This window comes from Zavarzinella formosa DSM 19928 (assembly GCF_000255705.1).
Taxonomy (GTDB): domain Bacteria; phylum Planctomycetota; class Planctomycetia; order Gemmatales; family Gemmataceae; genus Zavarzinella; species Zavarzinella formosa.
In genome coordinates this window covers 940,492-956,086 of the sequence record NZ_JH636441.1, presented here as the reverse complement: position 1 = coordinate 956,086, position 15,595 = coordinate 940,492, and the positions used below count along the sequence as shown (strand labels likewise).

At 58.6% G+C, this 15,595-nt stretch carries 11 protein-coding genes; all 11 read left to right on the top strand.

The window, feature by feature from the left end:
* Nucleotides 1-870, top strand: an 870-nt coding sequence (locus BGIM_RS57925) for a tetratricopeptide repeat protein (protein WP_020471630.1), incomplete at its 5' end; no start/stop codon positions are given.
* 205 nt (nt 871-1,075) lie between these two features.
* Nucleotides 1,076-1,777 carry a 3-keto-disaccharide hydrolase gene (locus BGIM_RS0120620; RefSeq protein WP_020471629.1) on the top strand — a complete coding sequence of 234 codons (702 nt, stop codon included), beginning with the start codon at nt 1,076-1,078 and terminating at the stop codon, nt 1,775-1,777.
* 52 nt (nt 1,778-1,829) lie between these two features.
* Nucleotides 1,830-3,251 carry a DUF1501 domain-containing protein gene (locus BGIM_RS0120615; RefSeq protein WP_020471628.1) on the top strand — a complete coding sequence of 474 codons (1,422 nt, stop codon included), beginning with the start codon at nt 1,830-1,832 and terminating at the stop codon, nt 3,249-3,251.
* Between the two features lie 48 nt (nt 3,252-3,299).
* Entirely contained in the window at nt 3,300-3,788 is a 489-nt protein-coding gene (locus tag BGIM_RS0120610) for a hypothetical protein (protein ID WP_020471627.1), read from the top strand.
* Between the two features lie 91 nt (nt 3,789-3,879).
* Entirely contained in the window at nt 3,880-5,844 is a 1,965-nt protein-coding gene (locus BGIM_RS0120605; RefSeq protein WP_020471626.1) for a phospho-sugar mutase, read from the top strand.
* A gap of 7 nt (nt 5,845-5,851) precedes the next feature.
* Nucleotides 5,852-6,775, top strand: a complete 924-nt coding sequence (locus tag BGIM_RS51515; RefSeq protein WP_020471625.1) for an RpnC/YadD family protein — start codon at nt 5,852-5,854, stop codon at nt 6,773-6,775.
* Between the two features lie 19 nt (nt 6,776-6,794).
* Nucleotides 6,795-7,913 (top strand): D-TA family PLP-dependent enzyme, encoded by a 1,119-nt coding sequence (locus BGIM_RS0120595; RefSeq protein WP_020471624.1) that lies wholly within the window; start codon nt 6,795-6,797, stop codon nt 7,911-7,913.
* Nucleotides 7,914-8,066: 153 nt separating this feature from the next.
* On the top strand, nt 8,067-9,107 hold the full coding sequence (locus BGIM_RS51510; RefSeq protein WP_020471623.1) for a DUF3500 domain-containing protein: 1,041 nt from the start codon (nt 8,067-8,069) through the stop codon (nt 9,105-9,107).
* 205 nt (nt 9,108-9,312) lie between these two features.
* Entirely contained in the window at nt 9,313-10,710 is a 1,398-nt protein-coding gene (locus BGIM_RS0120585; protein WP_020471622.1) for a DUF1501 domain-containing protein, read from the top strand.
* Between the two features lie 137 nt (nt 10,711-10,847).
* A complete protein-coding gene (locus BGIM_RS57920; RefSeq protein WP_020471621.1) occupies nt 10,848-13,466 on the top strand; it encodes a PAS domain-containing protein in 2,619 nt (872 codons plus the stop codon).
* Nucleotides 13,467-13,536: 70 nt separating this feature from the next.
* Nucleotides 13,537-15,357, top strand: coding sequence for a hypothetical protein (locus tag BGIM_RS0120575; RefSeq protein WP_020471620.1), 1,821 nt, complete (start codon nt 13,537-13,539; stop codon nt 15,355-15,357).
* The last annotated feature ends 238 nt before the right edge of the window (nt 15,358-15,595 follow it).

Genomic DNA, 15,595 nt, shown 5'->3' with positions numbered 1-15,595 from the left:
GGCGGGGGCTGGAATGGCTACTACGGCGGTTGGCATAACGGCTGGTACAACGGTTATTGGGGCGGCCGTGGATTAGGATGGTTCGGCGCCGGGCTGGCGGCCGGCTGGTTGCTCTCGCCGGGTTATGGCAATTACGCTTATGCCAACCCGTTCTACTCGGCTCCGGCAGTTGCCGGGGCCGGATTCTACGATTATTCCCAGCCGATCGTCACCGCTCCGCTGTCCGCTCCTTACACGGATTCAGGGACAGACCTCCCGGCCGATTTGCCCCCGCCGGACCAGACGCCGGTGAACCCAAGCGTCTCCCGTTCTCCGTTTGAACAGGCGGCCCCGGATGTTTCCAAGTTGTCCGATGATGACGCGAAACAACTCCAAGAACAAGTCGAGGGAACCGTTGGCGAAGCCCGGTCGGCGTTCAAGGCGAAGGCTTATCCAACCGCCTTGGGCAAAGTTGACGCGGCCATCGCCAAACTTCCGAATGATCCCGCTTTGCACGAGCTTCGGGCGTTGATTCTCTTTGCCAAGGGGGATTACAAAAACGCCTCGGCCGCGCTCTATTCCGTTCTGGCCAGCGGGCCGGGTTGGAATTGGGAAACCATGAGCGGGCTATACGGCGATGTGAAGGACTACACCACGCAACTGCGGGCCTTGGAAGCTGATTACAAGGCCAATCCGACCGCCAGCCAAGATGCCTTTTTGCTGGCGTATCACTATTTGACGCTCGGCGAAAAGGATGCCGCCATCGCCAAGCTGGAAGACACGCAAAGACTGATCCCCGGCGATCAGCTTTCCAAGAAAATGCTCGATTACCTGAAGAATCCTCCGAAGGATGCGACCCCGCCTGATGTGAAGCCCAAACCGGGCAGTTGATCTAAAGATGACACGGAGACAAGGAGACCGGGTGACACGGTGACAAAAGCGACGCTCTGAGGAGTGCGTTTTTGTCACCGTGTCACCCGGTCTCCTTGTCTCCGTGTCATCTTCAAAGCCGGTCATCTTTTCCCTTTCCCCCAATCCGCTTCCGGTTTAAGATAGCCTCGCCCGAGAACATCCCACCCCAACCGGAAGAAAATCCATGTCCCTCTCCCGTGTCTTGTTCGCCATCGCTTTGTGTGTGATCTCATCTGTGACCATGCGGGCTGATTCGCCGGCCAGCGGCAAATCGAGCAGTCCGTTTGATGGCAAAACAACCGCCGGTTGGAAGCCCAAGGACGAGAAGAAAAATCATTGGATGGTTGGGGTGTCCTCGCTTGATCCGACCAATCCCGGCAAGATCATCTTGAAGGATGGCTCCGGCGAACTGGTCAACGCGGCCACCGGCGGCACGGACATTTCCACCGAGGCCAAGTACGGCGATTGCACAATCGAAGTCGAGTTCATGGTTCCCAAGGGATCGAACTCAGGCATCTATGTGATGGGCGAATACGAGGTGCAGGTGCTGGATAGTTTCGGCAAGCCTAACGACAAACTCACGCAGGGGGATCTCGGGGCGTTGTACAGCGCCGCCGCCCCGAAAGTGAATGCCGCGAAGAAGCCGGGCGAGTGGCAGAAGTTCGTGATCGAGTTCCAAGCCCCGAAGTTCGATGGCGACAAGAAGACGGCCAAGGCCAAATTCGTGAAGGTGACCCTGAACGACGTGGTTCTTCACGAAAACGTGGAAATGGAAAAAGCCACCCCCGGCGGCCTGACCGGCAAAGAGGCCGCCACCGGCCCGCTGATGTTCCAAGGCGACCACGGCCCAGTGGCTTTTCGGAACATCAAAGTCACCGCCAAGTAAGCGGTGCCTATTCCGAATTGTGATTCCCGCCCAATGAGATTAAACTAACGCCATGACGCCACACATTCCTGTTGCCAAAAATCGTCGGGATTTTCTCTTCCAAGCCGGTGGCGGTTTGGGGGGGCTGGCCCTTGCGGCCATGCTGCAACAGGAGGCATCGGCCGCGCCGACGGTGAATCCGCTGGCGCCGAAGAAGCCACATTTTGACGGGAAGGCCAAATCAGTCATCTTCATGTTCATGGTCGGCGGGCCGTCGCCGTTGGATTTGTTCGACCCCAAGCCGGAACTGGAGAAATGGCGGGGCAAACCGTTGCCGGAAAGTTTGGGCAAGTTCCCGAGCCAGTTCACCAAGGGGGATTCCGGTCTGCTGCCCACGGCCCGCAAGTTTCAGAAGCACGGCAAAAGCGGCCAATGGGTTTCGGATTTGATGCCGAATCTCGCAACTTGTGTGGATGACATCGCGTTTTTGAAAAGCTGCTTCTGCAATTCCTCCATCCATGCCCCGGCCATCTACGAACTGCACACTGGCCGGACACTGATGGGGCATCCCAGCCTCGGTTCCTGGGTGACCTATGGTTTGGGAAGCGTCAGCGAGAACCTGCCAGCGTATTGCGTGATGCCTCAACCGGAAGGGGTTCCCGAGGGCGGGGCGCCTTGTTGGAGCGCCGGGTATTTGCCGACGGTGAATCAGGGGACTCTTTTCCGCAAAGGGGCGAATCCCATCATCAACCTCAAGCCGCCGCGGGGAGTGGGGGACGAGCAACAACGCCGCACCTTTGACCTCGTGAAGAAATTAAACGACCAGCAACTCGACCCGACCGATTCAGAACTGTCGGCCCGCATCTCCAGCTATGAACTGGCCTTTCGGATGCAGCAGGCCGCCCCGGAGGCGGTGGACCTCACGCGAGAACAAGAGACCACGCGCGAAGCCTATGGCCTCAACCGCAAGGAAACCGCCGATTTTGGCACCCGTCTCCTACTTGCCCGGCGATTGGTGGAACGCGGGGTACGATTCGTGCAGGTCTATTCCGGCGGCGGGCCGCTCATCACTCAATGGGACGCCCACGACGACATCAAGTCGAACCATGAAACCATGTGCGGCCACGTGGACCAACCGATCGCCGCTTTGCTCAAGGATTTGAAACAACGGGGAATGCTAGACGAAACCCTTGTCGTGTGGTGCAGCGAGTTCGGTCGCACGCCGTTCTCACAAGGCGGACGCGGCCGGGATCACAACCCCTACGGCTATACCATGTGGATGGCTGGCGGCGGCGTGAAGGGGGGCCAGAGCATCGGGGCGCTGGATGACTTTGGCATGAAGGCCGTCAAGCACCGGACGAGCGTGAACGATTTCCACGCGACCATTCTGCACCTGCTTGGCCTCAATCACGAAAAGCTGACCTTCCGGCACAACGGCCGGGACGAACGGCTGACGGACGTGGCCGGGGAAGTCGTCGAGGAAATCTTGGCCTGAGCCGGGTCGCCCATAGAACAATCGCAAACACCGCCGAAATCCTCCCCCATGTCCCCGCTTGAAGATCGTTTGCGCCATCTCTTGCAAAGCCTCTTAATCAGGTTCGGCGGGGCCATCGAGTTCTGGACAGTCGCGTGCATGTCCCGAAGCGACCTCGGGAACCCGAACCTGTTTGTGGATACCCAATGGAACTCTCTCATCAACGAGGTTCACGAAGTCCGCGCCTTGATCGCGGAACTGCCGCACGAACCGCCGACGGTTGTGCATGAACAATTGGCCCGGTTGATGAATCTTTGTTCGGACTTGCGGGATTTGTTCGACACTTTTTTACGGGCCGGCGATTTCGACCCGGACCTGACGGAGGCCGCCGTCACCCGTCTGACACAATTATGGAAAGAGGTCCGCCTCCGCGTGGCCTTGCTGGCGGCCACGCTTCCGTTGGCGGCTCCGCTGCCGGGGATCACGATGGAACAGGAAGTGTACTATCAGAGCATTCTTGACGAATTGTTTGATCGATTCACGTCTGTGACGAAGTAACTCGCATATCTGATTGCCCCGTTCTATTGCTCCGCTTAGAGTAGCCTCAACGAATCTCATCCGTTGTCATCCTCTTTCGAGTTGCATTCTCATGGATCTCTTGGCCGCCGCCAAACAGGGATTTGAAACCGTTGACGCCGACCCGGCCTTTCGCGCCAAGGCGGTTCAATTCTTGGAACAATGGCTCTCCGGCGGGGATTTTACCCCGTATCGGCCGCAGATTGAATGGCTCGTCACCGCGTCCAAGTGGGCCGATTTGCTCGATATGTTTTACCAAGTGCTTCCCTTCGGCACCGGGGGCCGTCGCGGGGCCGTCGGCATCGGGCCGAACCGGATGAACCTGTGGACGCTTGGCGCCTCCGTGCAGGGGCACAGCGAGTTTCTCAAGGCTCGCTTCCCCGGCAAGACCGATCTTAAGGTGGCCTTGGCTTATGATGTCCGGCAGTTTGAGGACAAGCGTAAAGTCTACAACCCGGCGTTGCCGAACCCGGTGCTGCACCTGAGCAGCAAGGATTTCGCCAAGTTCGCCGCCTGTGTGTACGCGGCCAATGGCATCCACTCCCACATTCTGCCAGACGACAGCAACCGATATCTGGCGACGCCGGAGCTTTCATTTGCCATCCGCTTTTTGGGAGCCCAAGGGGGCTTGAACGTCTCGGCCTCTCACAATCCCCCGGACGACAACGGCGGCAAGTTCTACGAAGAACGCGGCGGCCAGCCGGTCCCGCCGGACGACCAGATCATGAGCGACTACGTCGATCAAGTGAAGACGATCCGGTCGATGCCGTGGGCCGAGGCCGTCCGCGGCGGGAAAGTGCATTTTCTCGATGACTCGTCGCACAAGGCGTACATCGGATTGTGCGCGAAGCAAAGCATCACCGCCCCGCCGACGAAGGCCGATGATTTTCGTCTGGTCTACACGCCGTTGCATGGCGTGGGTTCGATGACCGCTTTGGAAGCTCTTCAAGCAGTTGGTTTCAAGCCGTTCACGGTGGCCGAGCAGATGCCGCCGAACGGCCAGTTCCCGAATGTGACGAAATCGCCAAATCCGGAAGTGCCGGAAAGCATGGATCGCGGCGAGGCCGAGGCAAAGACACAGAAAGCTCATTTGGTGATCGCCACCGATCCGGACGCGGACCGCATCGGCGGCGTGGCCTCCCGGTCGTTGGAAGGGGGCGGCGAATTCCGCTTCCTGACCGGCCAGGAAATCTGCGCGATGATTACCCATTTCAAACTCAGCCAATTGGCCCGTTCGGGGGACATGCCTCCTTCCCCGGTGGTGGTGACCACGGAAGTGACGACCTCGATGGTCGGCCGCATCGCTCGCAGTTTCAACGTGCAGATTGTCGAGAACCTGTTGGTCGGCTTTAAGTACATCGCCGAGGTGATCTGGCAACTCGAATCAACCGGCCACTACGAAGATGTGAGCGGGACCACCTCGGACTTCTTGCTCGGCTGCGAAGAGAGCCACGGTCTGCAAACCACGGCTGAACTGCGGGACAAAGACGCCGGCGGGGCGGCGGTGCTGGTGGCCGAGATGGCCTTGGAGCAAAAGCGACAAGGCCGCACCGTGCCGGAGTATCTGGACTCGCTCGCCCGGCAATACGGCTACTTCCGCAATGAAGTTCTGAACATCATCATGACCGGGATCGAAGGCAAGTCCAACATGGGCCGGATGCTCGACGCCCTGCGGAAAACCCCGCCGAAAACCATTAGCGGCGTGGCTGTCACCGGCTTCGAAGATCTGCGGGACGAAAACGGCCGGATGGGGCCGCTGAAGGGAGCGACGGATGCCTCGTCGCGGAACTTCCTGATCTTCCGTCTCGGCGACATCGGCAAGGTGGTGCTGCGACCCAGCGGCACTGAACCAAAGGCCAAGGCCTATCTCGAAGTCCGCTCGGCCCCGTGGAAACCCGGCACGACTGCCGAAGCATGGGATGCGGCCTGCCGGGAGATCGACGTTCAGGTCCAAAAGATCGCCACGGACTTCCTGACGATGGCCCTCGCCACCGTGGGCCAGAAACCGGCCGCCGGCGGGGACAAACTTAGCCGGTGAACAACCCTTGATTTTGGAACTGGACAGCCCTTGGAAGGACACACTGGACGACTATTTGGAGGAACTGCTCCGGTCGTTCTGTCCGGAAACGCACGCCTTGGTGGACTGGTCGTACCCGGTCGAGAATCTTGAAACGGAGCTGCCGAAACTGATCCGTGACGGGGAACTCGGCCGCACGATTGCCGACCGACTATATCGGGTGCGTGAGAGGGGAACGGCCGAGCCGCTGTATCTGCTGATCCATGCCGAGGTTCAAAGCCAGCGAGACGAAGAACTGGCCCACCGGATGTTCGTGTACCATTATCGGATCAAAGATGCGTATGGCCGGGCGCCGATTGGCTTGGCGATTCTGGGGGACACATCAGAATCGTGGCGGCCGGATCATTACGAATGGATTCGAGGCCGGACACGTCTGCGTTATGAGTTTGAATCGCTCAAGTTGTGGGACTGGCGACACCGCATCGAAGAACTGGAGGCCATGCCCGGTTTCATCGGCTCGGCCGTGTTGGCTCACTTGCAAAGCCAGTTAACCCGAAACGATCCGACCGGTCGGATGGAGTGGAAGTGGCGGCTCATGCGACGGCTGTATGATAAAGGTTATGGCCCGGAAGAGATTCGGCGGGCGTTTCGGATCATTGACTGGTTCCTGAACCTCCCGCCCGAATTGGAAAGACAACTGACTCTCCGGGCGGTCGAATTTGAGAAGGAGCATATCGTGCCGTATGTGTGGTCGGTAGAACGCATGGCCAAGGAAGATGGTCGGCGAGAGAATATCACCCTCGCACTGAAAGCCAAGTTTGGCGACGCCGGAGTTCGGTACGTCGAAACTGAATTGGCCACCGCTGATAGTCTCCTACTTGATCGAGTGATCACCACCTTCTTTTTGTTCAACACACTCGACGAACTCCGGGCTTCTATTGCCCGGCCCTGATCCCACCTTGGAATTTGAAATGAATCCCGTCTATCGGATTGACAATCTCGACGAAGTCTTTTCGCCGGCGCTGGTCTTTTACAAGTCCCTTATCGAATCGAACATCGCCGAGATTATTCGGCTGGCGGGTTCGCCGGCCCGGCTTTGCCCGCATGTGAAGACGCACAAGACGAAGGAGATCGCGGCCATGCAACTGGCCGCCGGGATCACCACGCACAAGTGCGCCACGGTGGCCGAGGCCGAGATGCTCGCTCAGATTCAGGTTCCCGATATCTTGCTGGCCTATCCGGTCATCGGGCCGAATGTGCGGCGGGTGCGGGAGTTGGCGGGCAAGTATCCGCGATCACAGTTCGGCGTGCTTTGCGATCACCCCGACTCGGCGAAGGCCCTCAGCACAGGTTTTCAAGGCGCCTCGGCCAAACTCAAAGTGCTGATGGATATTGATGTCGGCCATCACCGCACCGGGATTGCTGCCAGCCCGGCGGCTGCCGAGTTGTACGCTCTGTTGGCGACCCTTCCCAATCTGCAACTGGATGGCTTCCATGTGTACGACGGGCACAATCATCAGGAAGAGTTGGCGACTCGGGAAGCGGCGGTGCGGGATCTCATCGCCCCGGTGCTGAGTCTTCGGAAACAAGTGGAAGCGAAAGGCATTCCTGTTCCGCGAATCATCTGCGGCGGGACGCCGACCTTCACTGTGTGGGCGAAGATGGATTTCCCTGGCCTGCAATGTTCGCCCGGCACGTTTGTCCTCTACGACAACGGTTACGGCTCGAAATACAAGGAACTTTCAGGACTGACCCCGGCGGCCGTTGTGGTCTCCCGGTTGATCTCCAAGCCGATGCCCGGCCGGTTGACGTTCGACTTGGGCCACAAGGCCATCGCCGCCGACCCGCCGGCGGGGAAGCGGTGCATTCTGCTCAATCTGCCAGAATTTACCCCCATTTTGCAAAACGAGGAACACTTCGCCATCGACACCCCGGCGGCCGACACATGGAACATCGGGGACGTGATTTATGCCGTTCCCTCCCACGTTTGCCCGACGGTCGCCCTGCACCGCCGGGCTTATGTGGTTGAGAATAACAAGGTGACCGGCACATGGGAAATCGCCAGCCGGGATCGTGTCCTGACGGTGTGACAAGTTTGGGCCAAAGACACCCGGCGATTCACATTTTTCTCTCACGCCTTGAATTGTTCTTTTCAAACACCCGTCAATGGGTGTACCATCTATCCACCATCCACTCAACACGGGCAATCTGTCCCGTGTGTCTCTCTCAACGGAGTTTTCCGCATGAACACCAGGAAAGAACCGATCTGCCCGGAATGTCTTCCTTCCGTGGACCGCCGTGACTTCGTCCGGTCTCTTGCCCTCGGCGGCGTCGCCGTGGCCGGCGGGGCCACAATGCTGAATCCGGCCCGTTTGCTGGCCGATTCCCCCAAGCCCGAAATCGGGCCGATGCCGCGGGTCGTCAACACGATGGCCGAAGATCTGGTGAAAGAACTCTTCGCCGGATTGACCGATGACCAGAAGAAGGCCGTTGTGAAGCCTTGGGAACATCCCGCCCGCAAGAGCGTGAACCCGAACAAGGCCCTCGACAAGACGCTCAAGAGCGTTTACACGAAACCCCAGCAAGAACTGGTCGAGCGAATCGTGAAGGCGATCTCCTCCGATGACAAGGGCTGGAATCAGATGACGCGGGGCGGCACGTGGGATGCCAGCAAGAGCTTCGACAACACCGGGGCTGACATCTTCGGCGACCCCTCCAAAGGCAAGTTCGCCTTCCTGTTCACCGGGCACCACCTGACGGTCCGGTGTGATGGCGACAGCGAATCGAACATCGCTTTCGGCGGCCCGATTTACTACGGCCACACGCCCCCCGGTTACAATGAACGCAACGTGTTCTCTTATCAGTCCTTGAAGGCAATGGAAGCTTTCAACGCCCTTGACCCGAAGCAACGGGAGAAGGCCGTCATCACCAAGGGACACCCCGGCGAAGGCCCCAACTCCATCAAGTTGACGAAAGACGGCGCCCGACCCGGCATCGCCTATGCCGAACTGTCCAAGGACCAACAGGAACTGTTCGTCTCCGTACTGAACACCCTCCTGTCCCCCTTCCGGCAGCAAGACGGGGCTGAGGTGATGACGATCATCAAGCAAACCGGCGGCATGGACAAAGTCCACATGGCCTATTACACGGAAGAGTATGAAGGCTCCGGCGTCACCAAGAGCCAGCCGTGGACGTTCTGGCGGTTGGAAGGCCCCGGAATTGTCTGGAACTTCCGCGTTCTGCCGCACGTTCATACGTTCGTGCAAATCGGCGTCCCGGCGTAAGTAAATAAAAACATAGAAAGAGCAGACTTCACGCAGAGTTCGCAAAGGGGACGCAAAGCTCATCAAAAGTCAACGAAAATGAGTCAATGATTCCCTCCGTTGGAAGACATCGCTTTTTTTCGTTGGCTCTTGGCGAGCTTTGCGTCCCCCTTTGCGAACTCTGCGTGAAATCTGCTTCTGTGTCGTTGCGAGTGGGAGTTTGCGGATGATCGTGAATCGTCGTCGGGCCTTGTCCACGTTTGCCAATGGTTTTGGAATGCTCGGCCTGGCCGGTCTGTTGGCCGACGAAGCCCGTGCGGAATCGCTTTCGCCGTTGGGTGTCAAAACCCCGCATTATCCGGCGAAGGCCAAACGGGTGATTTTCCTGTTCATGTCCGGCGGGCCGAGTCACATCGACACGTTTGACCCGAAGCCAAAAGTCCGGGAGTTTGATCGGAAACCGCTGCCGTTCGAGCAGCCGAAACTCGTCCGCACTCGCACCGGCAATCTGCTGGCTTCGCCGTTTAAGTTTGCGAAGCACGGGGCCAGCGGCGTCGAGGTGAGCGAACTCTTTCCGAACGTGGCGAAACACATCGACGATATTTGTGTCGTCCGGTCGATGCACGCGGACAACATCAATCACAATGGCGCTTGCCTGCAAATGAACACGGGGGAACAGGCGTTCTCCCGGCCGTCACTCGGGTCGTGGTTGCTCTATGGTCTCGGCACGGAGAACCAAAACCTTCCCGGTTTCGTCGTCATCAGTCCGGCCCAACCCGCTCAAGGGGCGCCGCTGTGGTCGTCCAGTTTTCTCCCGGCGACGTATCAGGGAACGCTGGTCAACGACCTCAAGAACCCGATTGCCAACCTCAACGCGAATGGCGTCTCGCTCGAAAAACAGCGGGAACAACTTGATCTGTTGAAGAAACTCAATGAACTGCACCGCGACCAGACGGCCAGCGACTCGGCATTGAATGCCCGGATCGCCTCGTTTGAACTGGCTTTCCGAATGCAGAAAGAAGCCCCGGAGGCTTTCGGCATCGATAGCGAATCAGCCGAGACGAAGAAACTCTACGGCATCGGCGACCAAAACACGGACATCTTCGGCAAGCAATGCTTGATGGCCCGGCGGTTGGTAGAACGAGGCGTTCGCTGTGTGCAGGTATATCACACGCAAACATCGAAGCGTTCCAGTTGCCAGCTTTGGGACCAACATGGCGGTCTCAAGACCGAATTGCCCGCCAATTGCCTCGCCACCGATTTGCCCATCGCCGGGTTGCTCCACGATTTGAAATCCCGTGGTTTGCTGAAAGACACTCTCGTCGTCTGGGGCGGTGAGTTCGGCCGCACTCCCACGGCCGAGGGGGATAACGGGCGGGAACATCACCCGTTCGGCTTCACCATGTGGCTCGCCGGAGGTGGCATCAAAGGCGGGCAAGCCCACGGGGCGACGGATGATTTTGGCTGGCATGCCGCGCAGGACAAGGTGCATGTCCACGATTTGCATGCGACGATCCTGCATCTGATGGGCCTGAATCACGAAAAGCTGACGTTCCGATACGGAGGCCGGGATTATCGGCTGACCGATGTGCATGGAAATGTGGTCAAGAATTTGCTGGCGTGATGGCGCGAACAGGATTCCATGAGACGTTACGCTGTCCGACGTAACGTCTTACCCTATCTTAGCATTCTCTCGCGGTGTTGTGGTTCCGACTGTTTTCACGCCAGTCGGGGACGACGGCCCAAGAACCATCGTGATGAATGGCTGAATTTGCTCGTTTCATCGGGTCAGGCTATCTGCTCGCCGTGCTGGCGACGGCTGTCGTGAGTCTGTTTCGCTGGATCGCCGCCGATGTCGTTGGTGATCCGGCTCCCTTTCTTCCTTTTGTTGGTGCGGTGTTGCTGGCGGCATGGCGGGGCGGGTTGAAGCCCGGTCTCCTGGCCACCATTCTTGGCGGCGCGGCCGGATTGTGGTTCGCGCATTCCCCTCCGTCATTCTCGGGGACCATTCCCGCCGAACTGATGTCATTGTTTATGTTCCTCACCCAAGGAGTGGCCATCGGGTGCGTTTTTGAGGCCCTGCGCCGCACCCAACGGCAGTTAGTGGCCGAACAAACGCGATTGATCGCCGAAGTCCAGGAACGTCAGTCGGCGAATTTGAAACTCAACGCGATCATCGATTCGTCCCCGTTACCAATCGTGATGCTTGAACTCAATGAGAACGTGCGACTCTGGAACAGGGCGGCCAGCAACGTCTTTGGCTGGTCCGAATCGGAAATGATCGGCCATCCGTGCCCGGTCGTCACTTCGGAAAATGCCGCTGTTTGGAAGCAGTTGCTGGCGACGGTCGCCGGCGGTGGGGCCGTCACGGGAGTGGAAACAGTCGTTTCCCGCAAGGAACATGGCTCCCTTCAAGTGCGAATGTCGGCCGCTCCGGTGTGGGATGACACCGGCCGGATCATTCAAGCCGTCGTGATGATCGAGGATGTCACCGAACGGACACTGGCTGAAGATCGGTCACGGCGAGGCGAAGAACGAATGTTGCTGGCCACCGAGGCCGTCAACGGGCTGATTTACGAACTCGACTATCCAAGCGGAGCGGTCTGGCGGTCGTCAGCCCTCCGTTCTTTGATCGGCGTGGACACCGCCGACGCCGAGCCGACGATGAATTGGTGGCTCGAACGCTGTCATCCGGATGACGTGAACCGGCTCCAAGCGGAAATTCTGGGCAGCCAAAACTCTAATCGCTACAGCACGACGTACCGCGTCCGGCATGTCGATGGCCGGTATATCCATGTGTGGGATCAGGGAATTATCTTTCCCGATGCCTCCGGCCGGGCGTGCCGATCCGTCGGGTGTGCCGTGGACACCACTAAGCAGCATGAGGCAGAACAACAGATTCGCCGCAGCGAGGAACGTTTCCGTCTTCTGGCCGATGCCATGCCGCAGATGGTTTACGTCAGCGGAGCCGACGCCCGGCTGGAATATCTGAACAATCGCTGGCGGGATTACACCGGACGAACCACGGCTGATTCCGGTGACCTGCATGAAGTCATTCATCCCGATGATTTGCAAAACTTGAATGATCGGTGGGCGGCCGCCTTCGCCGGGGGAACGCAACTCACCGCCGAATTCCGGCTTCGGAACGCAAAGACCGGCGAATACCGTTGGTTTCTCACGCGAGCGGTGCCGATCTTGGACGCCGACGGCCGGGTGATGAATTGGTTTGGAACATCCACGGATATCCAAGACCAAAAACAAGCCGAGGAGGCGCTACGGCAAGCCGACCGCCGGAAGGATGAATTCCTCGCTTTGCTGGCCCACGAACTTCGGAATCCGCTGGCTCCCGTTCGGCAAGGCGTGCAGTTGATGAGTCTGACCGCCTTGCCGGATGATCCGAGGCGGGAAACCTTGCACATGATGGATCGGCAGCTTGACCAGTTGATCCGACTGGTTGATGATCTGTTGGATGTCAGCCGGATCGGTCAGGGCAAACTCGACCTGCGAATGGAACAAGTGGACATGGCCGCCGTCATCGCCCACGCCATTGAAACCACACGATCGATGATTGAGGGAAAAAATCACACCTTGTTGCTGGACCTGCCGCCTGAACCGATGTTCGTCGACGGGGATTTCACCCGGCTTTCTCAAATAATTTCCAACCTCCTCAACAACAGCGCCAAATACACACCGCCGGGGGGGCGCATCCGTTTGAGCGTCGAAACAGAGGCGGGGTTTGTTCGAGTGAGCGTGCGGGATTCCGGGGTCGGCATCCCCCGGAATATGTTGCCGAAAATTTTCGATCTTTACATGCAAGTGGACCGGTCGCTGGACATGGCCCAGGGGGGATTGGGGATCGGCTTGTCACTGGTTCGACAACTGCTTGAACTGCACGGAGGCACGGTGGAGGCCCATAGCGAAGGTTACGGGCTGGGGAGCGAATTTATCATCCGGTTGCCGTCCTGCGAGCCTCCGGAACCCTCGCCCGAAACACTTCCGGCCGTGCAGCGGACACACGTCAGCCGGCGAATCCTTGTGGTGGATGACAATCAAGACGCGGCCGAGAGTCTGGCGTTGATGTTTCGGTTGATGGGGCACGACACTCAGACAGCGCATGACGGTTTGGCGGCGGTCGAACTGGCGGCAACGGTCCGGCCGGACTTGATCTTGTTGGACATCGGGATGCCGAAACTCGATGGCTATGCGGCCGCCCGGCGCATCCGGGAATTGCCGGGGTCCGAGGCGATTACGCTGGTGGCCCTGTCCGGTTGGGGGCAGGAAGAGGATCGCCGCAAATCGGCCGAGGCGGGCATCAACCGACATTTGGTGAAGCCCGTCGATCTGGCCGCTTTGCAGGATGTGCTGGCCACCCTGCCTTGAAGGACCTGTGGCCGGGGATCGAATTTTGTGATCTCACTTCTGTTCAGTCGATTGGGAAGGGAATCATTTCATGCCGGAAGAAACCGCTTCACCGCCTTCCCGTTGGCCTAACCTGTTGTTGATCGCCGGAACCTTGATGGCGCTCGGATTCGTTGGCTGGATTTTTGCGGAACGAGCCACCGGATGGCAGATCCGCGAACCACTGATGTGGGACGAGTGCCTCAATCTTGAAAACTACACCTGGCTTGATTTCGAGAGGGACGGTTCCCCGCGACGGATCAGGCGGGCCGATGAACTTCTACACCAACCCAAACCATCGACCGGCATGCAACTGGTCGCCGGATTGTACCGGGCCATCGGTGTCTGGCGGGAACCCAACGATCACATTCCGCATAGTGTGATGCTCAACGCGGCCATGCTCGCCGCCCCGTCTGATGAGCGAGCGGCCCGTGTTCCCGCCCTCATTGGGGCATTGGTTTTCACGCTGTCCGTTGGTTGGTTTGCCCGAAAAAATGGATCATTGATGGCATGGCCGGTGGCAATATTGCTGGCGGCAGCGTGGCCGTATGTTCACCTGTTTTCCATGCAAGCCCGCGGGTATTCATGGATGCTGGCTTTTCAGACGCTTCATCTGCTGGCGCTGCGGCGGGTGGCGTTGCAACCTGTTTCGGTCTGGTGGGGATCACTCTCGGCTCTGACAGGCATCATCACGTTTTTGAACATCATCAGTCTGGCGCTCGACTGGTTGTTGCCGCTGTATGCCGTGTTGTGGTTGTCCCCCCCGCTGGATCGCGATGGATTCTCGCCAGAACAATACGCCGCCAGGCGAACGGCCTATCGTCGGAATCTCTTGGTGCAATTCGGCGTGATCGTTTTGGCCGGGTTCTTCTTCTTGGCCGATCATCTGCCGTATGTCGTGCTGGCGATGCAGGAACACGGGGTGAGAACAAGACTGCACGAACTTCCGGCCCGGTTTCGGGAGATTGGCGGTTATCTCTTCCCCACGCTCGGATGGCAAATTGTCGCCGGGCTGGGTGTTCTCGGCTGGTTCCTGATTCTGGCCGACCGGTCCGTTCGGTGGCTGGGATTGATCGCCTTGGCGGTTGTTGGCGTCAGTCTGTCGCATTTCATCGGGACGCACAAAGTCCCCTTTTCCCGCACTTGTGCGTATGTGCTTCCCTTGCTGGTGATGGGAGCAACGTATTCGGCTGATCGGTTGCTGCGATTGATTCCCGAACCGGCGAATGCCGTCGGCCGGTTCCTGATGATCGTCGGAGTCAGCGTTTTTGCCTTCTTGCAACTGACCGGCCCGCGACAGCAGGAATCCCCGCTCACGCCGTATGTCCACGATGTCCGGGAGACTGCCGTGCCGGGACATCCGTATGTGCTGTTTGACCGGGACATGTACATCTTTGAACTCACCCGGCATTTGTCGGCCGATTATCGAACCGCCACCGATGACTTGACCCTTCTCTCGGAAATCGACGGATTGATTTTGATGGGGCCGCCCAACTTGACACGAGGCAACCCGGCGGCTGAATGGGCCAATTCGCCGGTGAGAGACATGCGGATGAGCCATCACCCGGCCCGGAGCATTCCGTTGTTGGTGGACAGTGTTCCACAGGCTTATCCGGCAGTGGTGCTCTGGATTCCGCAGGTTGACAGACTCGGCCTGCGGAATGCGAAACTGTATGAAGCCCTCGGGGATGCCCAAGGCCTGATGCTGCGGCATTACCGGCCTGTGTTTACCAAATTGGAATTCAACAACCAGTTGTATGCCGCCGAGTTTCTGGTCACCAACCCGGATGACTTCTTGATGGTCCGGTCGGCGGTCATTCAAGGGATTGAAACATTGGGGGGTTCTGCCCGGTTGATCGAACCGACTCCGTGAGGATTTTCGGATGTTGGCCCCGTTGAAGATCGCTGGTTTTGAATCCGGGTCATCGGTCTTGGAAGCCGCCAGCGCCGGATACAAATGGAGCCAAAACCAGATGAAATCGCCTGATTTTGAGGGAAATTTGGATGCAAAGGGGTTGATGGGCAAATTCGGCAGGCTGGTTTTGTGGTGAGTATGTCCGGAATGAGTCGTTGGCGGATGCTTTTCCCGCGACCGTCCCGTCCCGTTCGGA

Coding starts and splice junctions, on each gene's coding strand:
- BGIM_RS0120620 (WP_020471629.1), top strand. CDS start 1,076: ATGTCCCTCTCCCGTGTCTTGTTCGCCATCGCTTTGTGTGTGATCTCA.
- BGIM_RS0120615 (WP_020471628.1), top strand. CDS start 1,830: ATGACGCCACACATTCCTGTTGCCAAAAATCGTCGGGATTTTCTCTTC.
- BGIM_RS0120610 (WP_020471627.1), top strand. CDS start 3,300: ATGTCCCCGCTTGAAGATCGTTTGCGCCATCTCTTGCAAAGCCTCTTA.
- BGIM_RS0120605 (WP_020471626.1), top strand. CDS start 3,880: ATGGATCTCTTGGCCGCCGCCAAACAGGGATTTGAAACCGTTGACGCC.
- BGIM_RS0120595 (WP_020471624.1), top strand. CDS start 6,795: ATGAATCCCGTCTATCGGATTGACAATCTCGACGAAGTCTTTTCGCCG.
- BGIM_RS51510 (WP_020471623.1), top strand. CDS start 8,067: ATGAACACCAGGAAAGAACCGATCTGCCCGGAATGTCTTCCTTCCGTG.
- BGIM_RS0120585 (WP_020471622.1), top strand. CDS start 9,313: ATGATCGTGAATCGTCGTCGGGCCTTGTCCACGTTTGCCAATGGTTTT.
- BGIM_RS57920 (WP_020471621.1), top strand. CDS start 10,848: ATGGCTGAATTTGCTCGTTTCATCGGGTCAGGCTATCTGCTCGCCGTG.
- BGIM_RS0120575 (WP_020471620.1), top strand. CDS start 13,537: ATGCCGGAAGAAACCGCTTCACCGCCTTCCCGTTGGCCTAACCTGTTG.